The organism is Streptomyces sp. Z423-1 (assembly GCF_013009255.1).
Lineage (GTDB): Bacteria > Actinomycetota > Actinomycetes > Streptomycetales > Streptomycetaceae > Streptomyces > Streptomyces gossypiisoli.
In genome coordinates this window covers 7807184-7823688 of sequence record NZ_CP053109.1, presented here as the reverse complement: position 1 = coordinate 7823688, position 16505 = coordinate 7807184, and the positions used below count along the sequence as shown (strand labels likewise).

General features: G+C 69.8%; 15 protein-coding genes. 2 read left to right on the top strand and 13 right to left on the bottom strand.

Annotation, left to right across the window (positions count from 1 at the left end):
- Positions 1–47 precede the first annotated feature (47 nt).
- Both hisS and HJD23_RS35295 read right to left on the bottom strand, forming a co-directional pair.
- The gene (hisS, locus tag HJD23_RS35300) at positions 48–1310 is read right to left on the bottom strand and encodes a histidine--tRNA ligase (protein ID WP_171108084.1); all 1263 of its coding nucleotides are present in this window, start codon (positions 1308–1310) and stop codon (positions 48–50) included.
- Between the two features lie 13 nt (positions 1311–1323).
- Positions 1324–2031 carry an MBL fold metallo-hydrolase gene (locus HJD23_RS35295; RefSeq protein ID WP_171108086.1) on the bottom strand — a complete coding sequence of 236 codons (708 nt, stop codon included), beginning with the start codon at positions 2029–2031 and terminating at the stop codon, positions 1324–1326.
- A gap of 168 nt (positions 2032–2199) precedes the next feature.
- Between HJD23_RS35295 and HJD23_RS35290 the strand changes: the two genes are divergently transcribed.
- Together HJD23_RS35290 and HJD23_RS35285 are read left to right on the top strand one after the other, a co-directional pair.
- Complete coding sequence (locus tag HJD23_RS35290) at positions 2200–3015, top strand: peptidylprolyl isomerase (RefSeq protein ID WP_171108088.1); 816 nt, start codon at positions 2200–2202, stop codon at positions 3013–3015.
- Positions 3016–3151: 136 nt separating this feature from the next.
- Positions 3152–4381 carry a DUF349 domain-containing protein gene (locus HJD23_RS35285; protein ID WP_171108090.1) on the top strand — a complete coding sequence of 410 codons (1230 nt, stop codon included), beginning with the start codon at positions 3152–3154 and terminating at the stop codon, positions 4379–4381.
- A 100-nt stretch (positions 4382–4481) separates the two neighbouring features.
- Here HJD23_RS35285 and HJD23_RS35280 read toward each other — a convergent pair whose 3' ends face one another.
- The 11 genes from HJD23_RS35280 to pdxS all read right to left on the bottom strand — a co-directional run bounded on the left by HJD23_RS35280 (position 4482) and on the right by pdxS (position 16467).
- Positions 4482–7049, bottom strand: a complete 2568-nt coding sequence (locus tag HJD23_RS35280; RefSeq protein WP_171108092.1) for a bifunctional (p)ppGpp synthetase/guanosine-3',5'-bis(diphosphate) 3'-pyrophosphohydrolase — start codon at positions 7047–7049, stop codon at positions 4482–4484.
- A 314-nt stretch (positions 7050–7363) separates the two neighbouring features.
- Positions 7364–7912 (bottom strand): adenine phosphoribosyltransferase, encoded by a 549-nt coding sequence (locus HJD23_RS35275; protein WP_171108094.1) that lies wholly within the window; start codon positions 7910–7912, stop codon positions 7364–7366.
- Positions 7909–9024, bottom strand: a complete 1116-nt coding sequence (secF, locus tag HJD23_RS35270) for a protein translocase subunit SecF (RefSeq protein WP_171108096.1) — start codon at positions 9022–9024, stop codon at positions 7909–7911. Before secF ends, HJD23_RS35275 begins: the two co-directional genes overlap by 4 nt.
- A gap of 1 nt (position 9025) precedes the next feature.
- Complete coding sequence (secD, locus tag HJD23_RS35265; protein ID WP_171108098.1) at positions 9026–10795, bottom strand: protein translocase subunit SecD; 1770 nt, start codon at positions 10793–10795, stop codon at positions 9026–9028.
- A gap of 130 nt (positions 10796–10925) precedes the next feature.
- On the bottom strand, positions 10926–11414 hold the full coding sequence (yajC, locus tag HJD23_RS35260; RefSeq protein ID WP_277347785.1) for a preprotein translocase subunit YajC: 489 nt from the start codon (positions 11412–11414) through the stop codon (positions 10926–10928).
- Between the two features lie 174 nt (positions 11415–11588).
- Positions 11589–12659: a Holliday junction branch migration DNA helicase RuvB gene (gene ruvB, locus HJD23_RS35255; protein ID WP_171108100.1), complete on the bottom strand. Its 1071-nt coding sequence runs from the start codon at positions 12657–12659 to the stop codon at positions 11589–11591.
- Between the two features lie 193 nt (positions 12660–12852).
- Positions 12853–13458 carry a Holliday junction branch migration protein RuvA gene (gene ruvA / locus HJD23_RS35250; protein WP_171108102.1) on the bottom strand — a complete coding sequence of 202 codons (606 nt, stop codon included), beginning with the start codon at positions 13456–13458 and terminating at the stop codon, positions 12853–12855.
- Positions 13455–14000, bottom strand: a complete 546-nt coding sequence (gene ruvC / locus HJD23_RS35245) for a crossover junction endodeoxyribonuclease RuvC (RefSeq protein ID WP_171108104.1) — start codon at positions 13998–14000, stop codon at positions 13455–13457. Before ruvC ends, ruvA begins: the two co-directional genes overlap by 4 nt.
- Before the next feature lie 134 nt (positions 14001–14134).
- Positions 14135–14887, bottom strand: a complete 753-nt coding sequence (locus tag HJD23_RS35240; RefSeq protein ID WP_171108106.1) for a YebC/PmpR family DNA-binding transcriptional regulator — start codon at positions 14885–14887, stop codon at positions 14135–14137.
- A gap of 49 nt (positions 14888–14936) precedes the next feature.
- The gene (pdxT, locus tag HJD23_RS35235; RefSeq protein ID WP_171108108.1) at positions 14937–15548 is read right to left on the bottom strand and encodes a pyridoxal 5'-phosphate synthase glutaminase subunit PdxT; all 612 of its coding nucleotides are present in this window, start codon (positions 15546–15548) and stop codon (positions 14937–14939) included.
- A gap of 7 nt (positions 15549–15555) precedes the next feature.
- On the bottom strand, positions 15556–16467 hold the full coding sequence (gene pdxS, locus HJD23_RS35230) for a pyridoxal 5'-phosphate synthase lyase subunit PdxS (RefSeq protein ID WP_171108110.1): 912 nt from the start codon (positions 16465–16467) through the stop codon (positions 15556–15558).
- Between the last annotated feature and the right edge of the window lie 38 nt (positions 16468–16505).

Here is a 16505-nt window from a genome sequence, read left to right as displayed (position 1 = left end):
AGGGCACCGGATGCCCCGTGGGACCTCCGGCGCCCTCACGGACGTGATCAGCCCAGCCGGGCTTCCAGTTCGGCCACGATCTCGTTGACGCCGACGGCCGTCTGCTCGCCGGACTCCATGTCCTTGAGCTGGACCACGCCGTCCGCGAGGTCGCGCTCGCCGGCCACGATCGTGTAGCGGGCGCCGCTGCGGTTGGCGTTCTTCATGGCGCCCTTGAGGCCCTTGCCGCCGTAGGAGAAGTCGGCGGCGATGCCGACCTTGCGCAGCTCGGTGACCTTGGCGAACAGCACCCGACGGGCCTCCTCGCCCAGCGGTACCGCGAACACGCTGGTGGCGGCGGGGAGTTCGAGCTCGACGCCCTCCGCCTCCAGGGCGAGCACCGTGCGGTCGACGCCGAGGGCCCAGCCGACGGACGGCAGCGCGGGGCCGCCGATCATCTCGGACAGGCCGTCGTAGCGGCCGCCGCCGCCCACCGCGGACTGCGAGCCCAGGCCGTCGTGGACGAACTCGAAGGTGGTCCGCGTGTAGTAGTCCAGGCCCCGCACCAGCTTCGGGTCGTCCTCGAAGGCGACGCCCGCCGCGCTGATCAGCTCGCGGACCTCCTCGTGGTAGGCCTTGCAGGCGTCGCAGAGGTAGTCACGCAGCAGCGGGGCGCCGGTCAGCTGCTTCTGGACCGACTCGCGCTTGTCGTCGAGGACGCGCAGGGGGTTGATCTCGGACCGGCGCAGGGTGTCCTCGTCGAGGTCAAGACCGCGCAGGAAGTCCTGGAGGGCGGCCCGGTAGACGGGACGGCACTCCTTGTCGCCCAGGCTGTTGAGCAGGATGCGGAAGTTGCTCAGGCCCAGCGAGCGGTACGCCTGGTCGGCCAGGATGATCAACTCGGCGTCGAGGGCGGGGTCCTCCGCGCCGATGGCCTCGGCGCCGACCTGGGAGAAGTGGCGGTAACGGCCCTTCTGGGGGCGCTCGTAGCGGTAGTACGAGCCGGAGTACCAGAGCTTGACCGGCAGGTTGCCCGCCTTGTGCAGGTTGGCCTCAAGGGCGGCGCGCAGCACGGACGCGGTGCCCTCGGGGCGCAGGGCGAGCCTGTCGCCGCCCTTGGTCTCGAAGGCGTACATCTCCTTGGTGACGATGTCGGTGGACCCGCCGACACCGCGCGCGAACAGCTCGACGTTCTCGAAGCCGGGCGTCTCGATGTAGCCGTAGCCGGAGTTGCGCAGCGGGGCCGCGATCGCCTCGCGGACGGCCAGGTACTTGGCACTGTCCGGCGGGATCAGGTCGTACGTGCCCTTGGGGGCCTTGAAGGTGCTCACGGAAGGTCTCTCGTCACATTCCTCGTCGGGGAGTCCCGGGGACTCCCTGGCCGGCGGCCACCTGCCGCAGATACGGGTTGGTGGCGCGCTCCTGGCCGATGGTGGTCTGGGGGCCGTGGCCGGACAGCACCACGGTCGAGTCGTCGAGCGGCAGGCACACGCGGGCCAGCGAGTCGAGCATCTCGGCCATGTCACCGCCGGGCAGGTCGGTGCGTCCGATGGAGCCGGCGAAGAGCAGATCCCCGGAGAAGAACACGGACGGGACGTCCGCGGCCTCGGGCATCCGGAAGGTCACCGACCCCTTGGTATGGCCCGGTGCGTGCGCGACGGAGAACTCCAGACCGGCCAGCTCCAGCTTCGACCCGTCGGTCAGCTCCTTGACGTCGTCGGGCTCCCCCACGGTCAGCCCGCCCATCAGCGGCATCCCGATGGAACGGCCGAGCGCCTTCCCCGGGTCGCTCAGCATGTACCGGTCCTCGGGGTGGATCCAGGCCGGTACGTCGTGCGCTCCGCAGACCGGGACGACCGAGGCCACGTGATCGATGTGGCCGTGGGTGAGGACGACGGCGACGGGCTTGAGCCGATGCTTCTTCAGCGCTTCCTCGACTCCGGGGGCCGCTTCGTGGCCCGGGTCGATGATCACGCACTCCTCACCGGCGGCGGGGGCGACGAGATAGCAGTTCGTCCCCCAGGCCCCGGCGGGGAACCCGGCAATGAGCACGATCGTCCTTCGTTGTGTCGATACGGGAGGCTACGGCAGTGCTCCAGAGCCTACCGGCGCTGCCGATTCCTCAGCGAACCCATATACGGTACGGGGCACACGCAGGCGGTCGGCCCGCACAACGCACGCGTACCGGTCGACGTACGAGACGCATGAGGAGTAAATCCGGTGGTCAGCCAGGAACAGCGGCGGCGTCAGCTCGCCCGGGAGAAGTTCTTGCGGCAGCAGCAGCGGCGCACCGACGCCCGGCGCAAGGCGCGCATGCGCAACGCCGTGATCGCTTCGGCGCTCGGCGTGGTCCTGATCGGCAGCCTCGCGCTGTACACGACCGGCGTGCTCAAGGACGACGACAAGGCCAACGCGGGCGCGGAGGTCACGGAGAGCGCCTCGCCGTCCAAGGCACCGGACCCGTGCGACAAGCCGGCCGCCGGCAAGGTCAAGTCGGAGACCTGGAAGAAGGAGCCGGCGATGACCATCGACAAGTCGGCCGACTACACGATGAAGCTCGCCACTACGTGCGGTGACATAGACATCGCGCTCAAGGCGTCGGCGGCGCCGCGCACGGTGAACTCGTTCAACTTCCTGGCCGGCAAGGGCTACTTCGACCACACCAAGTGCCACCGGCTGACCACCGGTGGCATCTACGTGCTCCAGTGCGGCGACCCGACGGGCAGCGGCAGCGGCGGTCCCGGGTACACGATTCCGGACGAGAACCTGAAGGACAAGAGCCTCAAGGACAACATCTACCCCGCCGGCACCGTCGCGATGGCGAACACCGGTCAGCCGGGCTCCGGCGGCAGCCAGTTCTTCCTCGTCTACCAGGACAGTCAGCTGCCGCCCAGCTACACACCGTTCGGTACCGTTTCCGAGGCCGGTATGGCGGTTTTGAAGAAGATCGCCGACGCGGGTGAGAGCACGGGCGCCGGTGACGGGGCACCCAACGCGACTGTCGTGATCAACAAGGCAACCGTCACGAAATCCTGACCGCCCAACTGCACAATTTCGGTCGCGCGGGATGCGGACAGGCAACCCGCCGGTCGCCTATGTTGGCCGTGACGAAACTGTGGACGATGCCCGGGGGTGCTGAAGCCCCATGCAGGCATCATGTGGAGGAGGCGCTGTGAGCAGCGACCCGTGGGGCCGCGTCGACGAGACGGGGACCGTGTACGTGCGTACGGCCGACGGCGAGCAGGTCGTCGGTTCCTGGCAGGCCGGCTCCCCCGAGGAAGCGTTGGCCTACTTCGAGCGCAAGTACGAGGGCCTGGTTGTCGAGATCGGCCTCCTCGAGAAGCGAGTGCAGACCACCGACCTGTCGGCGAAGGACGCGATGGCGGCCATCGGCCATCTGCGCGAGCAGGTCGACGCGCACCACGCGGTCGGTGATCTGGACGCGCTGCGGGCCCGGCTGGACAAGCTCGTCCAGACCGTGGAGGCGCGCCGGGAGGAGCGCAAGGCCCAGCGGGCGCGGCAGACCGACGAGGCCCGGCACGCCAAGGAGGCGCTGGTCGCCGAGGCGGAGCAGCTGGCCCAGTCCGACCAGTGGCGGGCGGCCGGTGAGCGGCTGCGGGCCCTGGTGGACACCTGGAAGGGGCTGCCGCGGCTGGACCGCAAGTCGGACGACGAGCTGTGGCACCGCTTCTCGCACGCCCGGTCGGCGTTCTCCAAGCGCCGCAAGGCGCACTTCGCGCAGCTGGACGCGCAGCGCGAGGAGGCCCGCAAGACCAAGGAGCGGCTGGTCGCCGAGGCGGAGGAGCTGTCGAGCTCGACGGACTGGGGTCCGACGGCCGCGCGTTACCGCGAGCTGATGGCGGAGTGGAAGGCGGCGGGCCGCGCCCAGCGCGAGCACGAGGACGACCTGTGGAACCGCTTCCGCGGCGCCCAGGACGTCTTCTTCGCCGCCCGCAGCTCGGTCTTCGCCGAGCGGGACGCGGAGCAGGCGGAGAACCTCAAGCTCAAGGAGGAGCTGGCCGAGGAGGCCGAGAAGATCCTCCCGGTCACCGACCTGAAGGCCGCACGGGCCGCCTTCCGCTCGGTCAACGAGCGCTGGGAGGCCATCGGCCATGTGCCGCGCGACGCCCGGCCGAAGGTCGAGGGCCGGATGCACGCCGTGGAGCGGGCCATCCAGGAGGCCGAGGAGGCCGAGTGGCGCCGGACGAACCCGGAGGCACGCGCGCGTGCCGAGGGTCTGACCGGCCAGCTCCAGGCCGCGGTCGACAAGCTCAAGAAGCAGATCGAGCAGGCGCGCGCCCAGGGCAACAACGCCAAGGCCGACAAGCTCGAGAAGGAGCTGGAGGGCCGCCAGGCGCTGCTGGACCAGGCGCTGAAGGGTCTGCAGGAGTTCGGCGGCTGAGGTCGCGCGAGAGAGGGGCCCGTACCTCGCGAGGTACGGGCCCCTCTCTCGTCGTATGCGGTCCTGACCTATTGCTTGTATGCGGTGCTTGTATGCGGTCCTACGACCTACTGCGCGCCGACGTCACCCGGTACACGTCGTACACGCCCTCCACGCCCCGGACCGCCTTCAGAACGTGCCCGAGGTGCTTCGGGTCGCCCATCTCGAAGGTGAAGCGTGAGGTGGCGACGCGGTCGCGGGAGGTCTGGACGGCCGCGGACAGGATGTTGACGTGCTGGTCGGACAGCACGCGCGTGACGTCCGACAGCAGCCGGGAACGGTCCAGGGCCTCGACCTGGATGGCGACCAGGAAGACCGACGACTGGGTGGGCGCCCACTCGACGTCGAGGATGCGCTCGGGCTCACGGGACAGTGACTCCACGTTCACACAGTCGCTGCGGTGAACCGATACACCGCTACCGCGCGTAACGAAACCGATGATCGGGTCACCGGGGACGGGCGTACAGCAGCGGGCCAGCTTGACCCACACGTCATCCACGCCCTTGACGACCACGCCGGGGTCGGCGCTGGTACGGCGTTTGCGGCCGCGCCCGCGTGTGGGCGGCACGCTCTCGTCGATCTCCTCGGTGGCCGCCTCCTCGCCGCCGAAGGCCTGGACGAGCTTCTGCACGACGTTCTGCGCGGAGACATGGCCCTCGCCGATCGCCGCGTACAGCGCGGAGATGTCCGGGTAGCGCATCTCGTGCGCGAGGGTGACCAGGGAGTCGCCGGTGAGGATGCGCTGGATCGGCAGGTTCTGCTTGCGCATCGCGCGGACGATGGCGTCCTTGCCCTGCTCGATCGCCTCGTCGCGGCGCTCCTTGGAGAACCACGCCCGGATCTTGTTGCGGGCGCGCGGCGACTTCACGAAGCCGAGCCAGTCGCGGGACGGGCCCGCGCCGGCCGCCTTGGAGGTGAAGACCTCCACCAGGTCGCCGTTGTCCAGGGTGGATTCGAGCGGTACGAGACGGCCGTTGACCCGCGCCCCTATGGTGCGGTGACCGACCTCGGTGTGGACGGCGTACGCGAAGTCCACGGGGGTGGCACCCGCGGGGAGCGCTATGACGTCGCCCTTGGGGGTGAAGACGAAGACCTCGTTGCGGGACAGGTCGAAGCGCAGCGACTCCAGGAACTCGCTGGGGTCCTCGGTCTCCTTCTGCCAGTCGAGGAGCTGCCGCAGCCACGCCATGTCGTTGATGGCGTCCTTGTCCTTGCCCGACGCCCTGGGCACATCGGTGCGCACCTTGGATGCGCCGGCGACGGCCTCCTGCTTGTACTTCCAGTGCGCGGCGATGCCGTACTCGGCGCGGCGGTGCATGTCGAACGTACGGATCTGGAGTTCGACCGGCTTGCCGTTGGGGCCGATCACCGTCGTGTGCAGCGACTGGTACATGTTGAACTTGGGCATCGCGATGTAGTCCTTGAACCGGCCGGGGACCGGATTCCATCGCGCGTGCACGGTGCCGAGGGCGGCGTAACAGTCGCGTACGGTGTCGACAAGGACCCGAATGCCCACCAGGTCGTAGATCTCCGCGAAGTCACGGCCGCGGACGATCATCTTCTGGTAGACGCTGTAGTAGTGCTTCGGGCGGCCGGTGACCGTCGCCTTGATGCGGGCGGCGCGCAGGTCCTGCTGGACCTCGTCGGTCACTATGGCCAGATACTCGTCACGCTTCGGTGCCCGCTCGGCCACCAGCCGTACGATCTCGTCGTACATCTTGGGGTAGAGGATCGCGAAGGCGAGGTCCTCCAGTTCCCACTTGATGGTGTTCATTCCGAGGCGGTGGGCGAGCGGCGCGTAGATCTCCAGGGTCTCGCGCGCCTTCTTCTCCTGCTTCTCGCGCTTGAGGTAGCGCATGGTGCGCATGTTGTGCAGGCGGTCGGCGAGCTTGATGACCAGGACGCGGGGGTCCTTGGCCATGGCGACGACCATCTTGCGCACGGTCTCGGCCTGCGCGGCCTCGCCGAACTTGACCTTGTCCAGCTTGGTGACGCCGTCGACGAGCAGGGCGACCACGTCGCCGAAGTCGCGGCGCAGGTCCTCCAGGCCGTACTCGGTGTCCTCGACGGTGTCGTGCAGCAGGCCCGCCATGAGGGTGGCCGGATCCATGCCCAGCTCGGCGAGGATCGTCGTCACCGCGAGGGGGTGCGTGATGTACGGGTCGCCGCTCTTGCGCTTCTGGCCGCGGTGCCAGCGCTCGGCGACCTGGTAGGCCTTCTCGATCTGGCGCAGCGTCGATGTCTCGATCTTGGGGTCGTTGCTGCGGACTATCCGCAGCAGGGGCTCCAGGACCGGGTTGTACGGGTTGGCGCGCTGGACGCCGAGGCGGGCGAGGCGGGCGCGGACGCGGTTGGAGGAGCCGGAGCGGGGCGTCTGGGGCGTCGCGGCGGGACGGATCGAGGGTGTGGGCGCGGGGCGCTCGGGAGAGGGGCGTCCCCCCGCTCGTGCGGAGTCGGGAGTCGGGGAGGGCTTGGGGCGCGGCTGCTCGGCGGCCTTCGCGACGGGCGCGGACTGGGCGTGCTCGACCGACCCGCGCGTGTCGTTCTTCGCATGCTGCGCGGGCTGGGCCGCGGGGTCCGAGGCGCGCTCGGGCTTGGCGGCGGTCAGGTGCTGGGCCTCGTCTGGCAAGAGGGCTCCTCGTGCGCGATCCGGGTCCCCCGGTCAGGCTCCGGAGACCCCATGGTAGCGATCCTGAGCTCCAGGATCGCCTTCAGGCCGATGTGAGGGCCGTCTACCCGAGCAACGCCTGAGACGGGTTTTGGATTCCTCCACCCCATCTCAACGGTGACATACGCCTTGCGCGCGCCTTGCGCACGCCTTTCCTGCGCCTTACACGCGGCCTGCGCGCCCCCGGTGAGCGCCCCCGGTGAGCGTGCCCCCACACAGCAGCGAAGGCGCCCCTCGGATGGTGAGGGGCGCCTTCACAGGCAGGGTGCTGTCCGTCAGACCGTGAGCAGGGCCTCCAGCGGGGCTCCGGCGAGAGCCGGTTCCAGGCGGGTACGGCCGTTCAGGAAGGCGAGTTCCATCAGGACGGCCACGCCCGCGACCTCGGCGCCTGCCCGGCGGATGAGCTCCAGGGAGGCCTCCGCCGTGCCGCCGGTGGCGAGGACGTCGTCGACGACCAGGACGCGGTCGACCCCGGTGAGGTCCTCGGCGTGCACCTCGATCTCCGCCGAGCCGTACTCCAGGTCGTATGCCTGGCTCAGGGTGGCGCCGGGGAGCTTGCCCGCCTTGCGTACGGGGATGAATCCGACGCCGGCCCGCACGGCGACCGGGGCGCCGAGGATGAAGCCGCGGGCCTCCAGGCCGACGACCTTCGTGGCGCCGGTGCGCTCCACGATCCCGGCCAGCGCGTCCGTCAGCGCGGTGAACGCCGACGGGTCCGCCAGGAGCGGGGTGATGTCCTTGAACATCACGCCCGGCTCCGGATAGTCGGCCACGTCACGGATGCGGCTGAGCAACAGCGCCCTGATGTCGGTGAGCCCGGTCATCGGCGCTTCCCCGAGGGCCGGCCACGCCCGCGCGTGCGGGACGCGGGCTGGTTGCGCGGGCCGACGACCGCGGGGGTGGCGTCCTCCGGACCGTCGGCGAGCGGATCGCCGACGCCGTCGACGGCCACCGTCTCGCCCAGGTCGGCACTCTGCGCCCGCTTGGCGAGGACCCGCTTCCGCAGCGCCTTCAACTGCGGCTCGCGCTCCTTGAGGTCGGCGACGAGCGGCGTGGCGATGAAGATCGAGGAGTACGCACCGGCCGCGAGGCCGACGAACAGCGACAGCGAGATGTCGTTGAGCATGCCGGCGCCGAGCACACCGCCACCGATGAACAGCAGGCCCGCCACCGGCAGCAGTGCGACGACCGTGGTGTTGACCGAGCGGACCAGGGTGCTGTTGATGGAGCGGTTGGCGATGTCGCTGTAGGTCCAGCGGGTCTGCTTGGTGATGTCCTTCGTCTGTTCCTTGAGGCTGTCGAAGACCACGACCGTGTCGTAGAGCGAGTAACCGAGGATCGTCAGCAGACCGATCACCGTGCCCGGTGTGACCTCGAAGCCCACGAGGGCGTAGATGCCGACCGTGATGGTGATGTCGTGGATCAGTGCGACGAACGCGGCGACCGCCTTGCGCCACTCGAACGCGATCGCCAGATAGATCACGACGAGGACCAGGAAGATCCCGAGGCCCTGCCAGGCCTTGTTGGCGATCTGCTCGCCCCAGCTGGGGCCGACCAGTTCGGCGTTGATCTTCTCGGCGTCGACCTTCATGTCCTCGGCGAGCGCCTGGTTGATCCGGTCCGCCTGGCCCGTGTCGATGCCCGCGATCTGGATGCGGAGGCTGCCGTTGCCGAGCTGCTGGACGATCGCGTCGTGGCCGGAGGCCTCCTCCGCGTACTCCTCGGCCTGGGAGACCGAGACGGACGTCTTCGGCGTGGTGAAGACGGCACCGCCCTGGAACTCGATGCCCATGTTCAGGCCGCGCACCGCCAGGCCGACGATCGCCGTGATGGTGATCAGGATGGAGATGCCGTACCAGATCTTGCGGTTCTTGATGAAGTCGTAGCCGATCTCGCCACGATGCAGTCGGGCGCCGAGGTTGCCGAGCTTCGACATCTCACGCCTCCTTCGTTTCGACGGGGGCGACGGGACGGCGGGTGCGGCGCAGCGGCGGCTTGGCACCCAGGCTCTTCGGGTCGAGGCCGGACCACTTGTGGCCGCTCGCGAAGAAGGTGCGGCGGGACATCAGGGTCAGCAGCGGCTTGGTGAAGAGGAACACCACGACCACGTCGAGCAGGGTGGTCAGGCCGAGCGTGAAGGCGAAGCCCTGGACCTTGCCGACGGTGACGATGAAGAGCACCGCGGCGGCGAGGAACGACACGAAGTCGGAGACCAGGATGGTGCGCCGGGCGCGCGGCCAGGCCCGCTCGACGGCGGGGCGCAGCGAGCGGCCCTCGCGGATCTCGTCGCGGACGCGTTCGAAGTACACGATGAACGAGTCCGCGGTGATGCCGATGGCGACGATGGCGCCGCAGACGGCCGGCAGGTTCAGCGCGAAGCCGATGGCCGGGCCGAGCAGCGACATGATCGTGTACGTGAGGGCCGCGGAGACCAGCAGCGACAGGATCGCGATGAACGACAGGCCGCGGTAGTAGACCAGCAGGTAGAGCACGACCAGCGCGAGACCGATGGCGCCCGCGATCAGACCGGCCTCCAGCTGGTCACCGCCGAGCGCCGCGGTCACCGTGGTGACGCTCTCCTCGCGGAAGGTCAGCGGCAGAGCGCCGTACGACAGCATGTTGGCGAGGCCCTGGGCCTGCTCCTGCGTGAAGCTGCCGGAGATCTCGGCGTTGCCGCCGGTGATCGACTGGTTGACGTACGGGCTGGAGACGACCTCGCCGTCGAGGACGATGCCGAACTGGTTCTGCGGGGACGGGTTCTGCGCGAGCTTGCCGGTGATGTCGGCGAACTTCTTGCCACCGGCGTCGGTGAAGTCCATCTGGACCTTCCAGCCGGCGCCGCTCTGGGTGTCGTAGACGGCCTGGGCGTCGTCGACGTCGGTGCCGTCGACGGCGGCCGGGCCGAGCAGGTACTTGTACCAGACGCCGTCGATCTCGCCGCAGCCAAGGGTGGACTCGGTCGGCTTGGCGCCCTCACCGGTGGTGGCGCGGACGTCCTGCTTGCTGCAGTCCAGCGCCGCGTACTCCGCCTGGAGCTTGCTGTCGTCGTCGCCGGTGGCGCCACCGGTGGCGGACGCGGAGGGGCTGGGAGAGCCGGAGCCGGTCGCCGAGGGGGTGGGGTCGTCCTTCAGGGCGTCGGTGACGGCACGGCCCTGGGTGGTGGCGGTGGCCGAGGGGGTCGCGCTCTGGCTCGCGGAGTCCGAAGGGGAGGGGCTCGACGAGCCGGTGGCCTTGTCCTTGTCACCGGAGGGGGCGCTGGAGGACTCGCTGGGCGTGGGGCTCGGCGTGGCGCTGCCGCCGGAGGGCTCGGTGGCCAGGACCGGGCGGAAGTAGAGCTTGGCGGTGGTGCCGACCTGTTCCCGGGCCTGCTGTGAGTTGGTGCCCTTGGGAATGTTGACGATGATGTTGCGATCGCCCTGCGTCTGGACCTCGGCCTCCGAGACACCCAGACCGTTGACGCGGCGCTCCATGATGTCGACCGCGGTCTTCATGTTGGTCGGGTTGATCGCGGCCTCGTTGCCGTCCTCGGGAACAGCCCCGAGCGTGATGCTCGTACCACCGGCGAGGTCGATGCCGAGACGCGGAGTGGTGTGTCCGGAGGCGAACATTCCCCCGGTGAGCGCCACGATGGCGATCAGGATCAGGACCAGCGAGCGCCATGGCTTGCTCTGAGCGCTCGCGCTCCGGCCCTTTTTAGGTGCTGCCACCTTCTCGTACTCCCTCTCGGGCCGCCTCACTCCGGGTCAGCGGCGGGCGGCCATGACATGGTGTCGGGATCCCGTGCGGGATGCGCCTGTCCCGGGCACGCGAGCCCGGCCCGCGCACACCGGTACATGACTACTTCGCGTCGGCGTCGCCGTCGGTCTTCTTCGGCTCCTCGCCCTGCTTCGCCTCGGCCGCGGCGGGCTCCTCGTCCGCGTCCTTCTTGCCGAGGTCGACGGACTTCTCGTCGGAGGGGGCGGCGTCGACCGGCTTGTCGGTCTCAGTGAGGGAGGAGGCGTCGTCCGGGACGGTGTCCGCGTCGGCCTTCAGGTCGTGCTCGATGCCGTGCACGATGCGGTTGTACTCGTCGTCGGAGAGCACCGCACCGATGGAGTTCTTGGCGAACAGGAGCTCGACGCCCGGGCCGGCGTCGAGGAGGACCGTGTCCTCGTTGACCTCCTTGACCGTTGCGTACATGCCCCCGATGGTGCGGACTCCGGAACCGGGCTGCATCTGGTTCCGCATGTCGACGGCGGCCTGCTGCTTCTTCTTGGCCGAGCGGGTCATCAGGATCATGGCCCCGATGAGCACAATGAACGGGAGGAGGGTCACGAGGCTATTCACGGGACGATTTTCCTTCGCACGACCGCGCAGGTGGGCGGCCTATTGGCTGGGGGTATGTCAGCCGCCGAGGATGGCGGCATCGGCGGAGTCTAAGCGAGTCCGCGCGCATGGAACAACGCTCAGCATGGCACCCGGGTTCCTGGTCCGGCCAATCCCTCGCCGTCATGCCTGCCGTCACGCCCCGAACAAGTCCTGTTGTCCGTTTCCCGCGGCGCCCGAGCGGGGCGGGGTCAGGCCGAGATGCGCCCAGGCGGCGGGCGTGGCGACCCGGCCGCGCGGGGTGCGGGCGAGCAGGCCCTCCCGTACGAGGAACGGTTCGGCGACCTCTTCGACGGTCTCGCGCTCCTCCCCCACCGCCACTGCGAGCGTGGACAGGCCGACCGGTCCGCCGCCGAACAGCTTCAGCAGCGCTTCGAGCACGCCGCGGTCGAGGCGGTCCAGGCCACGGGCGTCGACCTCGTAGACCTGCAAGGCCGCCGCGGCGATCTCGCGCGTGATGATTCCGTCGGCCTTGACCTGCGCGTAGTCCCGGACGCGGCGCAGCAGCCGGTTGGAGATCCGGGGCGTGCCCCGGGAACGGCCGGCGATCTCGGCGGCTCCGTCGGTGTCGATCTCGACGTCGAGCAGGTTCGCCGAGCGGTGGATGACGCGCTCCAGCTCGGCGGGCTCGTAGAACTCCATGTGCGCGGTGAAGCCGAAGCGGTCGCGCAGCGGGGGCGGCAGCAGACCCGCGCGCGTGGTGGCCCCGACGAGGGTGAACGGGGGCAGCTCCAGGGGGATGGCGGTGGCGCCGGGGCCCTTGCCGACGATGACGTCGACGCGGAAGTCCTCCATCGCCATGTACAGCATCTCCTCGGCGGGCCGGGACATGCGGTGGATCTCGTCGAGGAAGAGGACCTCGCCCTCCTGGAGGGAGGAGAGGATCGCGGCGAGGTCGCCGGCGTGCTGGATGGCGGGGCCGGACGTGATGCGGATCGGGGCGCCCATCTCGGCCGCGATGATCATGGAGAGGGTGGTCTTGCCGAGGCCCGGGGCGCCGGAGAGCAGCACATGGTCGGCGGTGGCGCCCCGCGCGCGTGCGGCGCGCAGCACGAGGTCGAGCTGCTCGCGGACCTTCTCCTGGCCGATGAACTCGCCCAGGTCCTTGGGCCGCAGCGCGGCCTCGACGGCCTGGTCCTCACGGTCGGCGGACGCGCCGACGAGCCGCTCGGCGGCGGGGGTGTCGGTCGAGTCGTCCCAGTTCATGGAGTGTGCCTCGGGGGTTGCGGTCGGATGGGAGGTACGGGGGCTGATTCAGGCCGTTTTTGCGGTTGGGGGCCGTTTCCGCCGTTGCCGGCGGTCTCAGCGGTGCGGGCCGTTTCCGCGGTGCGGGCTGTTTCCGCGGTTGCAGACCGTCTCAGCGGTTGCAGGCCGCTTCAGACGGCGGGGCCCGCCTGTTTCAGCGCGCTCTGTTCAGAGTCTGCAACGCCGCCTTCAGCAACTGGCCCACCTGGGGCGTGCCGTCGGCGGCCTCGGCCCGGGGAGCGACCGCGGCGACCGCCTCGTCGGCCTCGCGGGTCGCGTACCCGAGGCCGATCAGGGCGGCGTGCAGCTGGTCGCGCCAGCCGGTGCTGACCGGCGCGCCGACCGCGGGGGCGCCGATCGGCTCACCCAGACGGTCCTTCAGCTCCAGCAGCAGCTTCTGCGCCCCCTTCTTGCCGATGCCGGGGACGGCCGTGAGCGCCTTCTCGTCGCCGGTGGCGACGGCGCGGCGCAGGGCGTCCGGGGTGTGCACGGCGAGCATGGCCTGGGCGAGCCGGGGGCCGACGCCGCTCGCGGTCTGGAGCAGCTCGAAGACCTGCCGCTCGTCGTCGTCCGCGAAGCCGTACAGCGTGAGGGAGTCCTCCCGGACGACGAGGGAGGTGGCGAGCTTGGCCGGCTTGCCGACGCGGAGCGTCGACAGTGTGTTGGGCGTGCACTGGACGGCCATGCCGACACCGCCGACCTCGACCACCGCGGCGTCGGGAGCGAGTGCGGCGACCGTGCCGCTGACGAAGGCGATCATGCCGTACGGCCTTTCGATGCGGTTGCTTGTGCGGTGTGCAGGGCGACGGCCTGCTGGAGGCGGTTCTGGGCGGGGGCGCGCCAGATGTGGCAGATGGCGAGGGCGAGGGCATCGGCGGCGTCGGCCGGTTTCGGCGGTGCGTCGAGCCGTAGCAGCCGGGTGACCATGGTGCCGACCTGTGCCTTGTCCGCGCGTCCGGTGCCGGTGACGGCGGCCTTGACCTCGCTGGGGGTGTGCAGGGCGACGGGGATGCCGCGGCGGGCCGCGCAGAGCATGGCGACGGCGCTGGCCTGGGCGGTGCCCATCACCGTGCGCACGTTGTGCTGGCTGAACACCCGCTCCACGGCGACGAATTCGGGCCGGTGCTCGTCGAGCCACTGCTCGATGCCCTGCTCGATGGCGACCAGGCGATGGCCGAGGTCCGCGTCGACGGGCGTACGGACGACGCCGACGCCGAGCATGGTGAGCGGGCGCCCGGGAACCCCCTCCACGACGCCGACACCGCACCGGGTCAGTCCCGGGTCCACCCCCAGTACACGCACCCGCCCCTCCTTCGCTCGCCCGTTTGTGCAGGCTATCGGGTGCCACCGACAACGCCCCGCACCAAGCCCGGCAAAGCGACGGGCCGACGGGGTGTCCCGTCGGCCCGTGGAGCACGTTTGAGCCCGCGGCAGCGTTACGCCCCGACCTTCTCCATGATCTCGTCGCTCACGTCGAAGTTGGCGAAGACGTTCTGCACGTCGTCGCTGTCCTCCAGCGCGTCGATCAGCTTGAAGATCTTCTTGGCGCCCTCCTCGTCCAGCTCGACCTGGACGGACGGAACGAAGTTGGCCTCGGCGGAGTCGTAGTCGATGCCGGCGTCCTGCAGGGCCGTGCGGACCGCGACCAGGTCGGTGGCCTCGCTGATCACCTCGAAGGACTCACCGAGGTCGTTGACCTCCTCGGCGCCCGCGTCGAGGACGGCCATGAGGACCTCGTCCTCGGTCAGCTCGCCCTTGGGGACGATGACGACGCCCTTGCGGTTGAACAGGTACGACACGGAGCCCGGGTCGGCCATCGAGCCGCCGTTGCGGGTCATGGCGACGCGGACCTCGGAGGCGGCGCGGTTGCGGTTGTCGGTGAGGCACTCGATGAGCACCGCGACGCCGTTCGGGCCGTAGCCCTCGTACATGATCGTCTCGTAGTCGGCGCCACCGGCCTCCAGGCCGGCGCCACGCTTGACCGCGGAGTCGATGTTCTTGTTCGGGACCGACGACTTCTTCGCCTTCTGGATGGCGTCGTACAGCGTGGGGTTGCCGTCGGGGTCGGCGCCGCCGGTGCGGGCCGCGACCTCGATGTTCTTGATCAGCTTCGCGAAGAGCTTGCCGCGCTTGGCATCGATCACGGCCTTCTTGTGCTTCGTCGTGGCCCATTTAGAGTGGCCGGACATCTGCCTGTCTCCTTCGCGTAACCCATCTCTGCAACGAACGCCAGAGATCCTACAAGGACTCCGCTGTCCGGTTCGCGCGCACCATGTCCACGAACAGGCTGTGCACGCGGTGGTCGCCGGTCAGTTCCGGGTGGAACGACGTGGCCAGCGCGGTGCCCTGGCGGACCGCGACGATATGGCCGTCGTGCTCGGCGAGCACCTCGGCCCGGGCGCCGACGGACTCGACCCAGGGGGCGCGGATGAAGACGCCCTCCACAGGATCGCCCGTGATGCCCTTGACGTCGACCGCCGCCTCGAAGGACTCGTTCTGACGCCCGAAGGCGTTGCGGCGCACGATCATGTCGATGCCGCCGACGGTCTCCTGGCCCGAGCGCGGGTCGAGGATCTTGTCGGCCAGCATGATCATGCCCGCGCAGGTGCCGTAGACGGGCATACCGTCCCGCACACGCGCGCGGAGGGGCTCCATCACGCCGAACAGGATGGCCAGCTTGGAGATGGTGGTGGACTCGCCGCCGGGGATGACGAGGCCGTCGACCTCGGCGAGCTCTTCGGGGCGCCGCACCGGCCTGGCCACGGCGTCGGCCGCGGCCAGGGCGATGAGGTGCTCCCGTACGTCGCCCTGGAGGGCCAGGACGCCGATGACAGGGGCTTCGTTGCTCATGGGGTGATTACCAGCCGCGGTTGGCGTAGCGCTCGGCCTCGGGGAGGGTGTCGCAGTTGATGCCGACCATGGCCTCGCCGAGGTTGCGGGAGGCGTCCGCGATGATCTTCGGGTCGTCGTAGAAGGTGGTGGCCTTCACGATGGCGGCGGCGCGCTTGGCGGGGTCGCCGGACTTGAAGATGCCGGAGCCGACGAAGACGCCCTCGGCGCCGAGCTGACGCATCAGGGCGGCGTCGGCCGGGGTGGCCACGCCACCGGCGGAGAACAGCACGACCGGGAGCTTGCCGAGCTCGGCGACCTCCTTGACCAGCTCGTACGGGGCGCGCAGCTCCTTGGCGGCGGCGTACAGCTCGTGGTTGTCGTAGCCGCGCAGGCGGGCGATCTCGTTCTTGATCTGGCGCAGGTGGCGGACGGCCTCGACGACGTTGCCGGTGCCGGCCTCGCCCTTGGAGCGGATCATGGCCGCGCCCTCGGCGATCCGGCGCAGGGCCTCGCCGAGGTTGGTGGCGCCGCAGACGAACGGGGTGGTGAAGGCCCACTTGTCGGAGTGGTTGACCTCGTCGGCGGGGGTGAGGACCTCGGACTCGTCGATGTAGTCGACGCCGAGCGACTGCAGGACCTGGGCCTCGACGAAGTGGCCGATGCGGGACTTGGCCATGACCGGGATCGAGACGGCGTTGATGATGCCCTCGATCATGTCCGGGTCGGACATCCGGGCCACGCCGCCGTCCTTGCGGATGTCGGCGGGGACGCGCTCAAGGGCCATGACGGCGACGGCGCCCGCGTCCTCGGCGATCTTCGCCTGCTCCGGCGTGACGACGTCCATGATCACGCCACCCTTGAGCTGCTCGGCCATGCCGCGCTTCACGCGGGCGGTGCCGGTCTCGGGGGCCTGGTTCTCGGAGAGCGTGCTGGACACGGGTGACCTCACTGAAGGGAAAGAGGGTTTCTGCAAAC